This is a genomic window from Brenneria populi, assembly GCF_036016195.1.
GTDB classification, from domain to species: Bacteria; Pseudomonadota; Gammaproteobacteria; order Enterobacterales; family Enterobacteriaceae; genus Brenneria; species Brenneria populi.
In genome coordinates this window covers 464,610-478,185 of record NZ_JAYWTM010000001.1, presented here as the reverse complement: position 1 = coordinate 478,185, position 13,576 = coordinate 464,610, and the positions used below count along the sequence as shown (strand labels likewise).

Below are 13,576 nucleotides of genomic sequence, written 5' to 3'. Positions count from 1 at the left end.
CCCTTTCATCCCCTGACGTACTTTGTCATCAGGCTCATAACATATGCCGATTTTTGTATTTGTCAGCCTATCGGGCACTTAATAGAATCGCGCTTAATGTCATTCGCCGCTTATTTTCCCATTCAATGGCGGACCGAAAGGCGCAATAAATACAAAAGATAAACCGATGCCATACGCCGACTTTGTTATCGGACGCATGTTTTTCTCAAATTGTCATTATCACCAAGGTTCATTCCTACCAGGGGCGTTAACCATGAATCCAAAAAACCTAGCCATTACCTTTGGCGCGCTGGCCGTTGCGATAAACGTTATCGCCGGCAGCATCGTCGGTAATCTGAAAATTCCTTTCCTGTTTCTCGATACGGTCGGCACCATTTTTATCGCGGCGGTGTTCGGCCCGCTGTGGGGCGGATTGGTCGGACTGCTCACCAATCTGGTGCTGGGGGTGACGACCAGCTATACCGCCATTCCCTTTGCGCTGGTCAATATTCTCGTCGGCGTGGTCGTCGGCTACAGCGCGCGGAAAAAAGGCTTTCAATTCTCATCCGCGCTGTTTTCCGGCGTTTTGCTCGGCTTTTTATGTCCCGCCGTGGGGACGGTCATCGCCATCGGCCTGTTCGGCGGGTTGACCGGCGGACTGCACGATGTGGCGGTACTCTGGCTGAAGCAGGCCGGTTCCAGCCTGTTTACCGCGGCGTTTTTGCCCCGGCTGGCGGAAAACCTGGTCGACAAAATCCTATCGGCGCTGTTGGTCTACTATGTGGTGAAGAACCTGCCGCAGTCGCTGCTCAAGCGCCCGGTACTACCGGTTAAGGAGCAATCCCGTGCAGCGGAGTAGAACGGTGATCGTCACCTCCCACTGCGTCATCAACCAGAATGCCGTGGTGGGAAGCCTGGCGCGCAGCCGCGGCATGATGAAATCGGCGGTAGACTGGATGTATGAGCAGGGTTTCGGCGTCATTCAACTGCCTTGCCCCGAGTTTACCTTTCTCGGCCCGACGCGTCCGCCCATGACCGCGGCGCAATACGACACGCCCGCATTCCGGGCCCATAGTCGTAAAATTTTGCTGCCGGTGATTGAGCAATTGAAAACTTATCAGGATAACGGCTATGCCATCGCCGGCGGGCTGGCGATTGCCGGAAGCCCCTCCTGCGATCCGGGTCAGGGCGTATTTATGCAAGAGTTCCAGGCAATGATTATCGCCGCCGGCATAAATCTTGATTTTTTCTGGCAAATACCGCAAACCGCCGACGGCGTATTCAACCCGGACATCGCGGATAGCGTTTACGGCGCGCTCGACGCCCGTTTCCGCCATCATGATAAAGAAACGCTTATCGCCCGCCTAACGCCGCAAGATGAGCCGTCATGATCGCCGTTCAGGATGTTGTTTTTTACTATTACGGCGAACCGCGGCCCGCGCTGTCGCATACTTCGCTGGAGATTCATTCCGGCGAATTCGTCGCCTTGCTCGGCCGCAACGGTTCGGGGAAGTCGTCGCTGGCCAGGCTATTGAACGGCATTGAGCTTCCGTCGCAGGGCGAGGTCATCGTCGACGGCCATTCCACTGCGGATCGCAACGCGCTCCCCGCCATTCGCCGCGCCGTGCAGATCGTTTTCCAAAACCCGGAAAACCAGCAGGTGGGCGTCACCGTGGGCGAGGATATCGCTTTCGGCCTGTCGAACATCGGCTGGCCGCAGCGGGAGATCGCCGGCCGGGTAGCCTGGGCTATCCGGCTGACCGGGCTGGATGCGGAGGAAGACCGGCCGGTGTCGCAGCTTTCCGGCGGCGAGAAACAGAAACTCGCGCTGGCCGCCATACTGGCGCTGGCGCCGCGTTATCTGATTCTGGACGAGGCGACGTCGATGCTCGACCCCGAGGCGCGGCGCCAATTCGTCGCCACATTGCATGAAGTGAGAAAACAGACGCCTTTTGCGCTGATCTATATCACCCATCATCTTGAGGAAGTGCTGAACGCCGACCGCTGGCTGCTGTTCAACCAGGGACGGCTGCTGGCCGCCGCGCCGCCTTCGGCGCTGCACGCGCAGTTCTCCCTGTTGCAAACCTGCGGACTGGAACTGCCCTACTATCTCCATCTCGCCGCCTTGCTGCGCCAGCGCGGGTTGCAGGTGTCGCCTGACCTGAATGAGCGGGAACTGACGGAGCTGTTATGAAAATCACGTTAAACGACGTCGCTTTCGGCTATGGCAAACGCCGTAGAAATCATCCCGCGGGCGACGCGCCCATACTGAAAGATATCTCTCTGACCATCGAACAGGGAGAGATGCTGGCGCTGGCCGGCAAGTCCGGTTCGGGAAAATCGACGCTATTGCAGTTGATAAAAGGTTTTATGGCGCCCAGCGCCGGACAGATCCGGCTGGGGGATATCGACCCCCACGCCGAGCGCCGGCAGGCATGCTTCGACCGCATCGGGTTTATCTTTCAATATCCCGAACATCAGTTATTCGCCGCGACGGTTTTCGACGATATCGCCTTTGGATTGCGTCACCTGCGCCTTGATGAACGGTTAAAAACCGAAAAGGTGCGCCAGGCGATGGAGGCCGTCCAACTGGATTACGCAACCTTCGGCAAGCGCAGTCCCTTCGAACTGAGCGGCGGAGAGAAACGCCGGGTGGCCATCGCCGGCGTTGTCGTCCTGGAGCCGGAAGTGCTGATCCTGGATGAACCCACCGCCGGTTTGGATCTGCAATCCCGCAGCGCCCTGTTCCAGTTGCTGCATCGCCTCAACCGCCAGGAGAGCCTGACGGTTATCTGGGTTAGCCACCAGTTGGAGGAGATCGCCCGGCATGCCTCCCGACTGATCTGCCTCAGGAGCGGCACGATTCAGGCCGACGGCGCGCCGGACGCGCTGTTCGCCGATCCCGGCCTGCGCGGGACTTTCGGCTGGGAGGAGCCGCCCGCGCTGGCCGTCGCCCGCCTACTGCGGGCGGCCGGTCATCCGTCGACGGCATGGCTGACGCCGCAGCAGGCGGCGGATGCCATTATCCGGCTGCGCAACCGCGGCGCGCGCGGCGCAAACGCGCTGCGGGAGCCGTCGTAATGTCGAACGCCTACGCTCTGCTTTATCAACGGCGGCACTCCTGGCTGGATCGGCGGGACCCGCGGATGAAAATTATCGCCGTCCTGCTGGCCGGCGCTGCGCTGCTGCTTACCCAGCATCCAGGGATCAAGACGCTCCAGCTCTTGCTGTTATTCCTCCTCTGGGCGCTCGCCCGCCTCCCCTGGAAAATGCTGGTATTGACGCTGCTCTCGCTGTCGATATTCTTCGTCTCCACCATGATTTATCAGGCCATGCTGACGCCTCTGCCGGGCGAAGAGCGGGTAATCTGGGGCGGGATCGCCTTTTCGTCTGCGGGCGCGCTGCGCGGCGTAATGATGTGCGAACAGATTGCCGGTATTGTGTTGCTGTTGGCGCTGTTGGTCAGAACCACGGCGCCTGTTCAGCTAGCGGAAGGGCTGGAAATTCTGCTCGGCGGCCTGAAGAAGTGGCGTTTCCCGGTACACGAAGCGGTAATGATGTTTTCGATCGCCCTACGCTTCCTGCCGGATCTGCTGACGGAATTCGATAAAATCCGCAAGGCGCAGATCGCCAGGGGCGGCGGTTTTCATCGTAAAAATTTTCTGATCCGTTTTCAGGGCGTCTTCCCCATGCTGATGCCGCTGTTCGTCATCGCGATCCTGCGGGCTAAAGATCTGGCCGTCGCCATGGAGTCACGCGGCTACCGGGGCGACGAAGGGCGTACGCCGATAAGAATTTACCGCTTTAACCGGGGCGATTATGCGCTTCTGGCGGGCGCGGCGCTAGAGCTGCTGACGGCGATGGGGATGCTTGTCTGGCGCTGAAGGCGCCGCGACGGGCGGGCGATCTCCCCCGCCGCGTCCGGCTACGCCGGCGTTATTTGTTTTTTTGCAGCGTCGCCTTCACCTGCCCGATAAGCTCGCGGCGGAAATCCCCTAGCCGCGGCTTATCATCCAGCCAGGGCAGCGGCCGGCACAGCTCCATGGCTTTAATGCCGAGGCGCGCCGTCAGCAAGCCGGCGCCGATCCCCTGCGCGGCCCGCGCCGACAATCTGGCGGCCAGATCCTGCGACATCCAGTCCATGCCGATCTCGCGCACCAGTTCCGACGCCCCGGCGAAAGCGATATTCAGCAGCACCAGGCGGAAAAGGCGGATACGGCTGAAATAGCCCAGCTCGATGCCATAGAGCGCGGCGATGCGGTTGATCAGCCGCAGATTGCGCCAGGCGATAAAGGCCATATCGACCAGCGCCAGCGGACTGACCGCAATCATCAGGGTCGATTCGGCCGCGGAGCGGCTGATTTCCCGCCGCGCCTGGCTATCCAGCACCGGCTGCACCAAACGCGCGTACAGTTCAATCACTTCACGGTCGTTATGCGTTTCATGCAGCGACGCCTGCCAACGCTGCAGCGCGGGGTGCCCGTTATCCAATCCCGCCTGCCGGGCCAGCTTTTCACAAAACTCTCGCCCGCGTCCGATACCGTGGCTATGCAGCAGATCGCGGGCGACATCGCGCTCTTCCGCCCGCTGACGCAGCCGGTAAAGGCGCCGCCACTCAACGGCCACCGAACCCACGCCCGCGGCCACGATCAGACCGCCGGCCGCAATGCCTCCCAGCGCAATCCAGTCCTGCTGAAGCCATGAGTTATGCAGCGACTGCACGCCCTGCGCGACGGCGCTGACGCCGAACAGCGTTAAACCGGCCATCACCATGCGCCGCCACAGGCTGCGTTTGGGCCGCAGGGCGGCGCTAACCGCCTCTTCCGCCGCCCCCTCTTCCGGCACTTCCTGCTCGCGGCTAACGGGCGCGAAACGCTGCGCATCCTGTTCGTCAAACGCCACGCCGGCGCGCAGCCGCGGCTGCGGTTCCGCCTGTGCCGCCTGTTCAAAGCTCATTCGCGGTTTCAGTGGCTCGTTCATCGCAATTTATCTCCCAATAAAAACTCCATTACCGCATCCAGACGGATATGGGGCAACGGCGTGTCCACCGCCATTTCGCGCGGCCGAAACTGATCAAAATGGAATCCCTGATCCTGCCAGAACGCGGCGCCGGGCAGGCGGGCGGGCACATCGCCCGGATAAACGGTCAGCGGCTGGCCATCGCTCAGGCGGTTGCCCTTCAGCGCCGGTATCTTCTGTCCCTGATGCTCCACCACGCCGCTCTGCGTCGATTGCACCGAAGCGATGCCGGCGCAGTCCATGCTGATGCCTTCGAAAGCGGCGTTCTGCCAGGCTTCCTGCACCAACTGCTGGAGCAGCGACACCAGATTCGCATGTTGATCGGCGGTAATATGATCCGACTTGCTGGCGGCGAACATCAGCTTGTCGATACAGGGCGAAAACAAGCGGCGGAACAGCGTGCGTTTGCCGTAATGAAAACTTTGCATCAATTGGGTTAACGCCAGCCGCATATCATTGAAGGCCTGCAGTCCGCTGTTCAACGGCTGCAGGCAATCCACCAGTACGATCTGGCGATCGAAACGGATGAAATGGTGTTTATAGAACCCTTTCACCACCGACTGGCAGTAGTAGTCGAAACGCTGTCTCAGCATGCCGATGTTGGTTTTGGCGTCCGCCTGCGCCAGTTTGGCCTCGCCTAATTTATCCACCTGCGGCCAGGGGAAAAACTGCAGCACCGGCGCGCCGGCCAGATCGCCGGGCAGAACAAAGCGCCCCGGCTGAATAAAGTGCAGCCCTTCCCGCTTGCAGCGGAGTAAGTAGTCGGTATAAGCCTGCGCAATCGCCGCCAATTGATTTTCATCCGCCGGCGCCAGCGGATCGAGCGCGGCGCATAACGTCAGCCAGGGTTTGGCCCACTCGGCGCGATCGCCCTGTAACAACCCCGCCATCTGACGCGACCAGCTCAGGTAGGTCTGTTCAAGCAGCGGCAAATCCAGCAGCCACTCTCCCGGGTAATCGACAATCTCCAGATACAGCGTGGAGGTATCTTTAAAGTGCCGCAACAGCGAATCATTAGAGCGGTAACGCAGCGCCAGACGAATTTCGCTGACGCCGCGCGTCGGCGTCGGCCAACTGGGCGGCGAGCCGTATAATGCGGCCATACCTTCATCATAGGCGAAACGGGGAATGCCGAGATCGCGTTGCGGCACGCGTTTCGCGCCCAGCAAGCGCCCCTCGCGCACGGCGGAAAACAGCGGCAAATGCGCACCGCTGTGTACATTCAGCAATTGGTTGACGAATGCCGTAATAAACGCGGTTTTCCCACTGCGGCTCAGCCCGGTGACGGCCAGCCGCAGATGGCGATCCACGCTGCGGTTAACCAGTGAATTAATCTCATGCTGTAATCGCTTCATCGGATAAACCCTGACTCCTATTCTATTTCATCTTTTGAGGTTATTCGGCGTTTGGGCGGCAGCGGCGCGAAGTAGCCGACGATCAAGATCAGGATCGCCACGCCGATAAAGGCCACCGCCCGCGCCAGCCCGCCGCCGCCGGCGCTATCCACCAGAAACAGTTTGATGATGGTGACCCCCAGCAAGAGCGCGCCGGCCAGCCAGCCGCCCCTTAGCTGACGGCGCGTCGACCACAGCATGCCGACCAGCGCGGACAGCGTCCACAGCAGCGCGAAGGTGGTTTGCGCCAGGCGGGAATCCCACAGCGCGTCGCCCGACCACGGGATTTGCCCGTACCAGGCCAGCGATCTCAGCACCAGGCCGTTCAGCAGCCAGAAACCCAATAGCCACAGCGCAAAGCGGCACTGCCGCCTCAGGACGATATCCGACGCGGACGCGACGAGCGTACGCCGATACCAAAGGATCAGCGCGGCCACGCCCAGCGCCATGCCGGCCTCCAGCGGATTGAGCAGCGGCAGATAGAACGTCTGCCCTGCGGACCAGGCGATCTGCCCATCCAGCAGATTGGCGGCGATGGTCAGCATAAACAGAATGGCGATCGGCGGCACCAGCCCCGAACGGCAATACAGCTCGCCCCAGACGGTCATCGGCCACAGCCGATGGCGCGCCGGCAGCGCCAGGGCGATGATAATCACCGACAGCAGCACCGACGTCAGAACCGGCCGCCCCTCTTCCAGCGCATGCGGAATCAACGGATACAGATAGCCCGAGGCCGCTAAAAACAGAAAGCCGAGCAGCATCCAGAACAGCGACAGATGGCATCCCCGCGCCATCTGTCGCGGCAGCGATGTTTCATCGCGGTAAAGCAGCCGGTAGGCGGTGGCGAAACTGACCAACCAGCCGCCCAGGACGCTAATCTGCGCGCCCCAATCCAGTCGCGGCAGTTGCCGATAGTCGGCATCGATAATCTGCTGTAGCAGCGCCAGTAATATGGCGCCCCACAGTAACCCGCAGGCATAGCGCAGCGCCGCCCAGTTTAAGCGCCGTCCCGCGGCGCGCCAGATGGCGGCGGACGCCGCGACGCCGAGCAGCGCCAGCGGCGCATAAAGCAAAGAGTGCAGTTGCCAGGCTCTCAACGGCGCGGCGCCGAGCCAGAAGGCATTGATGCCGGCTTCCAGCATTCGATCGGCCGCATACGACAGCCAGACGAGCCAACTGACGATACCCAGGATAAAGAATCCCCGGCTTAGCCCGCGCCAGTGCGTCTCCGCCTGAGGATAGCGCCGCCAGCAGAAGCTGGCGCCCAGCGCGGCGAGCGCCATAATACCGACGATAAACAAAATCGACGTTGCCGACAGCGGCGCGAAAAACAGCGCATACCCGGCGGACAGCGCGCCCAACAGCATAATGGCCGCGCCGCTGCGGCCCATGCGGCGCTGGTGTTGGTATAACCCGGCCCACAAAACGCACAGCCCTTCCAGCAGCCAGGTCATGGAGGTCCACTGCGCGGAAAAAGCCAGCGGCACCGCCAGCGTCAGAAAACATCCGCCCAGCGCCAGCGCGAACAGCCCCATGCGCGGAGTTTTCCCCCGGACGCGCGCGCCCAACGCCAGGTAGAACAGCCCATAGCCGAGGGCCGACAGCGCCGGGCCATCGCTCCAGCGCTGCGTGAGCTGGTACTGAATGCCGAAACCGATTAACGGCGGAGCGAAGAGCAAAATGCCATCGACAATCTGTTTGCCCGCCGGCTGATGGCGCAGGGAAAATAGCAGCGCCCCTACGCCGAATATCAGGATATTGATAATCAGAAATAGCTGGCTGCTCAGGTAGTCGTCCTGCCGATAGTGCTCCGCGCCCCAGAGTATCGCCACGCCGAAGGTGAAGAACAGTCCCAGCAGGTTTAGCTCGCGCCATGACCGGCGCGCGCTGATAGCCAGAATGCCCAGCGACAGCAGCAGATAATAGGAAAACAGCACGATATGGCTGCTGCCGCCCGCCGACAGCAGGATCGGCGCCAGATAGCCGCCGCCGCTGGCCAGCATCGCCAGGCTCAAAGAACGCTGTAATACCGCCAGCCCGACGCTGGCGGCGCAAATGATTAACAGCAGGGCAAAGGCCGCCGTATAGGGCAACAGCAGGTAGAGCCGGAACGCGCCAAACACCGTGATATACAGCGCGCCGACCGCGCCGCCCTGCAATATTAGGGCGTACAGCCGCTGTTTATCGCGCAGGCGCCAGCCGAACGCCAGCAGTCCGCCGCTGATGAGCGCCGCGATGCCCAGACGCCATTCGAGCGCCAGCATATCGCGCTCGATAGTGTATTTCAGCAGATACGCCAGACCGAAAAACAGCAGTAAAATGCCGATTTTAGCCAGCGGATTGCCGCGCATCATCCAGCCGGCCAGAGAGGAGAACAGGCCGGAGCGCGCGTCGGCAGGCCGCGCCGCGCGCTTAGCGAAGGGAGAAACGCGCGCGGACGGCGTGCGCTGTTCGTCGGCACGCGCGGTGACGTCCGCCGATTCCGCCGGCCGCGGCGCGGCGGTCGGAACGGTTAAAGACGTGGCGAGCTTCGTCGTGGTCTGAAATGCGCCCCACTCCTTGGCCGCGGAAGGCGGCCGGCTCAGTTCCGCAACCCGATCCGATACGCGGGATAGTTCATATCGTAACTGCGCGACGCTTTGCTCAAGCCGTTCGCTGCACCGCTGGCTATGCGCGCTGCGCCGGTACGCCGCCAACACGGCGATCGGCATCAAGATGACGTAGATCAGCGCAATAGCCAGGCCGACCGCAAACCATGAATCATCCATGAAGCACCTTATTAAATAAAATGGAAACGAATGATGCGGTTGTACACGAATTTAGGATAGCCCACAAATCGGCGCTCACTGCCGCTGTCGCGGGAAAGAGAAGATACGACGCGATGCTATCGTCCGAGACTCAGTCAGCTGGACGAACGGCCGGCTGGACAAACGGATAGTATCGACGTCGTCATAATTCAAGAAAACGATGGCCCGAGCGACCGGCGCGCACGTTAAAGCCGGCGAAAACGATTTTCCACGCCGAACGTATCGGAAGTGACGTAGCGTTCAATATTGCGCAAACGCCGTTCGCTGGCGCATAAGGCGGCGTCGGCCTCATTCAATAGCCGGCTCGGCGTCGGTGACGGCGTTTCATCATCGAAGCTGGCCGCCGGCGCCGGATCCAGAATAAAAGTCAGGATGATATAGGCCAAGATGGTAAAGAAGAACAGGCCGAAAAACATCGATAGCACGACAATCACGCGCAGCAGTTTAACCGGAACATCGAAATAGCGGGCCAGCCCGGCGCAGACGCCTTTCAGCATTCCCTCTTCCGGTATGCGGTATAAAGTTTTACCTGACCATGTGTTTTTCATTAGGATTTTCTCCAGTCCGGATGTTCCGCGTCCAGAATTTCTTCCAGCGCCTGAATACGTTCGCGCATGCGGCGGGCGTCTTCCGTCAGCCGGGTTAAACGCTGCATATCGCCTTGTCCCAGTTGAGCATTGTTTTGCTTACGCTGACTGTAATGCAGCCAAAGCCATATCGGCGCCACAAAAATCAAGAAAATGGTCAGCGGTATGGCAAGAAACAAAGCACTCATCGTGTCTCCTTGGTTATTATGTTTTCCAGTCATTTACCGCCGCGCTTCACGCCGCCGGGCGAGATGCGCCGGCATCATGAAGGCGGCAGCCGGACCGGTTATTCTGCTGGTTTTACTTTAGCTTTAAGCGCGGCCAGTTGCGCGTTGATTTCATCATCCGCTTTCAGTTCGGCGAACTGCTGATCGAGCGATTTTTGTTTACCCAACCCGACGCTTTCCGCTTCGGCCTCCAGGGTATCGATGCGCCGCTCAAACTGTTCAAAACGCGCCATCGCCTCGTCCAGCTTGCCGCTGTCCAGCTGGCGGCGAACATCGCGCGACGAGGACGCCGCCTGATGGCGCAGCGTCAGCGCCTGCTGGCGGGCGCGGGTTTCGCTCAGTTTATTCTCCAATTCGCCGATTTCGCGTTTCATCCGCTCCAGCGTCTCTTCCACGCTTTCCGCTTCGTGCTGCAACACCGCGATCAGATCGGTCAGCTTCTGTTTTTCAATCAGCGCGGCGCGAGCCAGATCGTCTTTGTCTTTACGCAGCGCCAGCTCGGCTTTTTCCTGCCATTGCGCCTGTTGCGTATGGGCCTGTTCAATACGGCGGGCGATCTGTTTCTTTTCCGCCAGCGCGCGCGCCGATGTGGAACGCACCTCGACCAGCGTATCCTCCATCTCCTGAATCATCAGCCGTACCAGCTTCTGCGGATCTTCGGCCTTATCCAGCAGTGAATTGATGTTGGCGTTCACGATGTCGGCAAAACGAGAAAAAATACCCATAATCAACTCCTCTTAATGATGTCCGGCGTCTGATTACGCCTGATTTATCATCACCTCCGCCAGGCGACGGGGTGATATGGCTAGAGTTATATCAAGAAGCGTGCCAATGTTTTTAAAATCATAATTAATTGAAAAATAAGAAATTAAAAATTTTGACTATTTCTCCTCACCGGTTAGATTAGTCAAATAAACCAACTATTGGTAAAAATCACAGGGCGAATAGTGATGATGCAGGAGAAAGAGAACCTACTGGGTGAAGCGAACAGCTTTCTTGAAGTGCTGGAGCAGGTTTCGCAGTTGGCGCAGCTCAGTAAGCCGGTACTGGTCATCGGCGAACGCGGCACCGGCAAGGAGCTGATCGCCAGCCGGCTCCACTACCTCTCGCCCCGCTGGCAAGGCCCCTTCGTTTCGCTGAACTGCGCCGCGCTGAATGAGAATCTGCTGGATTCGGAGCTGTTCGGTCATGAGGCGGGAGCCTTTACCGGGGCGCAGAAGCGCCATTTGGGACGTTTCGAGCGCGCCGATGGCGGCACCCTGTTTCTTGATGAACTGGCTACCGCGCCCATGCTGGTACAGGAAAAACTGCTGCGCGTCATTGAATATGGCGTACTGGAGCGCGTCGGCGGCGGTCAGTCGCTGCAGGTGGACGTACGGCTGGTGTGCGCCACCAACGACGACCTGCCCGCGCTGGCGGCCGCCGGGAAATTCCGGGCCGATCTATTGGACCGGCTGGCGTTTGACGTCGTGCAATTGCCGCCGCTGCGCGCGCGCCTTCAGGATATCATGCTGCTGGCCGAGCATTTTGCCATTCAGATGTGCCGCGAACTGCGCCTTCCGCTGTTTCCCGGCTTTACCGCGCATGCGCGCGACAGGCTGCTGGCCTATCCCTGGCCGGGAAATATCCGTGAATTAAAGAACGTGGTTGAACGTTCCGTCTATCGGCACGGCAGCAGCGATCTGCCGCTGGACGCCATTATCATCAACCCGTTTCAACCCAAGACGCCCCCGGCCGAGGAGCTCGCGCCGCCGACGCCGGCGGGCGAACTGCCTGACTTCCCGTTGGATATGAAACAGTGGCTGCGCGACCAGGAGCGGACGTTGCTGGAACAGGCGCTGGCGAAAGCGCGTTTTAATCAGCGTAAGGCCGCGGAGCTACTGGGATTGACCTATCACCAGCTGCGCGGCCTGCTGAAAAAACACCACATTAGCGTCAACGAGGCATAATCGACGGCGGCGGATAAAGCGCCGCTGGCGTAGTCATTGTTAAGGCTCGGTTCCCCATATCCGCGCGCCTTTATGATACACGGTCATCTTATCCCAGTCGGTGAACGCAGCAAGGTCGCCGCGGTAGGAGTAATCGTTGGTTTCGTCGTAATGGCTCCAGTCGGCCGGATGGATGCGCACCTGCACCTCGCCGCTCTGCTCGCCGGGCGGAATTTCCCCGGCTTCGCTGTTGAAAGATATTTCCACATAGCGATTAGCCCGCTCGCCGCCGCCGGGCAGCGCCGCCGTGACGGCGCTAACCTTGTCGGCGCCGATGTCGGCCCAATCGATATAGCGCAGATCGGTTGCTTTGCCGTCATCATTAAAGTAGTAGCGAACCTTCAAGTCGCTCAGCTCGATCGCGCTGTCGCCGGTATTTTTAATGTTGAATGCCAGGTGAATGGCATTATCGGCAGGATCGCCGTTTCGGCTGACATATTGCAGCGTCACCTGCGCGGCGGCGTTTTCCTGCACTGTCGGCGATGCCTCCTCTTCGCCGCGGATGCGTTTTCTGACGAATTTTCCCGAAGTCGTCAGTTCGGCGTCCGTCCAACCTCCGGTCGTCTTGGCGCCCGGCGCCAGCGCCGACGAAATTTCCGCCTTATCCGACAGCGACCAGTTAACCCAGCTGATGCCGCGCTGGTCGAGAAAATCAAGCCACACTCGAGACTCCGCCAGATAGGGGCCTTTATCCCCCGCCGCCTCGCTGGTTCCCCATTCGCTGACAAAAATAGGCGCGCCGAGGCTCCGAGCGTAATCAAGCCGTTCGCGTAAGGATAATTTGTGGGTACCGGCGTAAAAGTGCAGCACATACATCGTGTTGCGATCCGGCAGTGGATTGTCGGCGGCATCCTGCACATCCTGGCTCCAACTGCCGGTGCCGACCAGAATGATATTATCGGGATCTTTCGCCCGTATCGTCTGCGTCAACTCCAGCGCGTAGGGCCGGATTTTTTCGTTCCAGGTCACTTCGCCGTTTGGCTCATTGGCGATTTCATAAATCACATTCGGCGAATTACCGTACAGCTCGGCCATTTGATTAAAAAAGGCTTTCGCCTCGGTTTTATACTGATTCGGATCGCCATCGGACAATATATGCCAGTCGATAATAACGTAGAGGCCAAGACTCTGCGCCGTTTTTACCGCTTCCTTCACCTTGTCGGCCACCGACGGGTCGGTGATATATCCATCTTCCGCCGTATACATCGCCAGTCGGAACACCGAGATCCCCCAGTCGTCCCGCAGCCACTTCATCGTATCCTTATTGACGTATTTACCGTGCCATTGCAGACCGTGCGAACTCATTCCCCGCAGCTGCACCGGTTTTCCGCTCGCATCAACCAGACGCCCGTCGGCGATGGATAGCTGCCCGTGAGCCTCCACCGGCGTTTGCGACTGCGCCGGCCATGTCCAGGCCAGGCCGCATAGCGCCACGATCGGCAACATCGCCACGATTTTTTTGACGCGTTCCATCCGCATACTGCCTCCTCCTTTGTGGTCATACCCTTGGTATAGGTATTTAAATCAGATAACTCGCGCCGCAGACCTCTGGCGCGGCGCATTCGCCGCGGCAAA

The 13,576-nt window shown here is 59.8% G+C and carries 13 protein-coding genes; 6 read left to right on the top strand and 7 right to left on the bottom strand.

The genetic code is table 11. The features are described from left to right. Positions 1–253 precede the first annotated feature (253 nt). From VSX58_RS02175 to VSX58_RS02155, 5 genes are read left to right on the top strand one after another with little or no spacing between them, the layout of a single operon-like run. Positions 254–838, top strand: coding sequence for a CD3073 family putative ECF transporter S component (locus tag VSX58_RS02175; RefSeq protein WP_327615263.1), 585 nt, complete (start codon positions 254–256; stop codon positions 836–838). Continuing rightward, a complete protein-coding gene (locus VSX58_RS02170; RefSeq protein WP_327616606.1) occupies positions 825–1,370 on the top strand; it encodes a CD3072 family TudS-related putative desulfidase in 546 nt (181 codons plus the stop codon). Before VSX58_RS02175 ends, VSX58_RS02170 begins: the two co-directional genes overlap by 14 nt. Beyond that, the gene (locus VSX58_RS02165) at positions 1,367–2,173 is read left to right on the top strand and encodes an ATP-binding cassette domain-containing protein (protein ID WP_327616605.1); all 807 of its coding nucleotides are present in this window, start codon (positions 1,367–1,369) and stop codon (positions 2,171–2,173) included. Before VSX58_RS02170 ends, VSX58_RS02165 begins: the two co-directional genes overlap by 4 nt. Further along, on the top strand, positions 2,170–3,060 hold the full coding sequence (locus tag VSX58_RS02160) for an ATP-binding cassette domain-containing protein (protein ID WP_327616604.1): 891 nt from the start codon (positions 2,170–2,172) through the stop codon (positions 3,058–3,060). Before VSX58_RS02165 ends, VSX58_RS02160 begins: the two co-directional genes overlap by 4 nt. After that, positions 3,060–3,863 (top strand): energy-coupling factor transporter transmembrane component T family protein, encoded by an 804-nt coding sequence (locus VSX58_RS02155; RefSeq protein WP_327615259.1) that lies wholly within the window; start codon positions 3,060–3,062, stop codon positions 3,861–3,863. The genes VSX58_RS02160 and VSX58_RS02155 overlap by 1 nt, the downstream gene beginning before the upstream one ends. A gap of 52 nt (positions 3,864–3,915) precedes the next feature. Here the strand turns inward: VSX58_RS02155 and VSX58_RS02150 are convergent, their stop codons facing one another. The 6 genes from VSX58_RS02150 to pspA form a co-directional block, all read right to left on the bottom strand. After that, positions 3,916–4,959, bottom strand: a complete 1,044-nt coding sequence (locus tag VSX58_RS02150) for a YcjF family protein (RefSeq protein WP_327616603.1) — start codon at positions 4,957–4,959, stop codon at positions 3,916–3,918. Further along, positions 4,956–6,353, bottom strand: coding sequence for a YcjX family GTP-binding protein (locus tag VSX58_RS02145; RefSeq protein WP_327616602.1), 1,398 nt, complete (start codon positions 6,351–6,353; stop codon positions 4,956–4,958). Before VSX58_RS02145 ends, VSX58_RS02150 begins: the two co-directional genes overlap by 4 nt. Before the next feature lie 17 nt (positions 6,354–6,370). Further along, positions 6,371–9,160, bottom strand: coding sequence for a DUF2339 domain-containing protein (locus tag VSX58_RS02140; RefSeq protein ID WP_327616601.1), 2,790 nt, complete (start codon positions 9,158–9,160; stop codon positions 6,371–6,373). A gap of 224 nt (positions 9,161–9,384) precedes the next feature. Further along, positions 9,385–9,747: an envelope stress response membrane protein PspC gene (gene pspC, locus VSX58_RS02135; protein ID WP_327616600.1), complete on the bottom strand. Its 363-nt coding sequence runs from the start codon at positions 9,745–9,747 to the stop codon at positions 9,385–9,387. Then, positions 9,747–9,974, bottom strand: coding sequence for an envelope stress response membrane protein PspB (gene pspB, locus VSX58_RS02130; protein WP_327615254.1), 228 nt, complete (start codon positions 9,972–9,974; stop codon positions 9,747–9,749). Before pspB ends, pspC begins: the two co-directional genes overlap by 1 nt. A gap of 98 nt (positions 9,975–10,072) precedes the next feature. Continuing rightward, complete coding sequence (gene pspA / locus VSX58_RS02125; protein ID WP_327616599.1) at positions 10,073–10,738, bottom strand: phage shock protein PspA; 666 nt, start codon at positions 10,736–10,738, stop codon at positions 10,073–10,075. Positions 10,739–10,963: 225 nt separating this feature from the next. Between pspA and pspF the strand changes: the two genes are divergently transcribed. Beyond that, positions 10,964–11,962, top strand: a complete 999-nt coding sequence (gene pspF / locus VSX58_RS02120; protein ID WP_327616598.1) for a phage shock protein operon transcriptional activator — start codon at positions 10,964–10,966, stop codon at positions 11,960–11,962. A gap of 39 nt (positions 11,963–12,001) precedes the next feature. Here the strand turns inward: pspF and VSX58_RS02115 are convergent, their stop codons facing one another. After that, positions 12,002–13,447 carry a cellulase family glycosylhydrolase gene (locus VSX58_RS02115; RefSeq protein WP_407654848.1) on the bottom strand — a complete coding sequence of 482 codons (1,446 nt, stop codon included), beginning with the start codon at positions 13,445–13,447 and terminating at the stop codon, positions 12,002–12,004. Positions 13,448–13,576: the final 129 nt, after the last annotated feature.

Bases quoted from the DNA above. Each gene is read 5' to 3' on its own strand.
- VSX58_RS02175 (WP_327615263.1), top strand. From the start codon at position 254: ATGAATCCAAAAAACCTAGCCATTACCTTTGGCGCGCTGGCCGTTGCG.
- VSX58_RS02165 (WP_327616605.1), top strand. From the start codon at position 1,367: ATGATCGCCGTTCAGGATGTTGTTTTTTACTATTACGGCGAACCGCGG.
- VSX58_RS02160 (WP_327616604.1), top strand. From the start codon at position 2,170: ATGAAAATCACGTTAAACGACGTCGCTTTCGGCTATGGCAAACGCCGT.
- VSX58_RS02155 (WP_327615259.1), top strand. From the start codon at position 3,060: ATGTCGAACGCCTACGCTCTGCTTTATCAACGGCGGCACTCCTGGCTG.
- VSX58_RS02150 (WP_327616603.1), bottom strand. From the start codon at position 4,959: ATGAACGAGCCACTGAAACCGCGAATGAGCTTTGAACAGGCGGCACAG.
- VSX58_RS02145 (WP_327616602.1), bottom strand. From the start codon at position 6,353: ATGAAGCGATTACAGCATGAGATTAATTCACTGGTTAACCGCAGCGTG.
- VSX58_RS02140 (WP_327616601.1), bottom strand. From the start codon at position 9,160: ATGGATGATTCATGGTTTGCGGTCGGCCTGGCTATTGCGCTGATCTAC.
- pspC (WP_327616600.1), bottom strand. From the start codon at position 9,747: ATGAAAAACACATGGTCAGGTAAAACTTTATACCGCATACCGGAAGAG.
- pspB (WP_327615254.1), bottom strand. From the start codon at position 9,974: ATGAGTGCTTTGTTTCTTGCCATACCGCTGACCATTTTCTTGATTTTT.
- pspA (WP_327616599.1), bottom strand. From the start codon at position 10,738: ATGGGTATTTTTTCTCGTTTTGCCGACATCGTGAACGCCAACATCAAT.
- pspF (WP_327616598.1), top strand. From the start codon at position 10,964: ATGATGCAGGAGAAAGAGAACCTACTGGGTGAAGCGAACAGCTTTCTT.
- VSX58_RS02115 (WP_407654848.1), bottom strand. From the start codon at position 13,447: ATGTTGCCGATCGTGGCGCTATGCGGCCTGGCCTGGACATGGCCGGCG.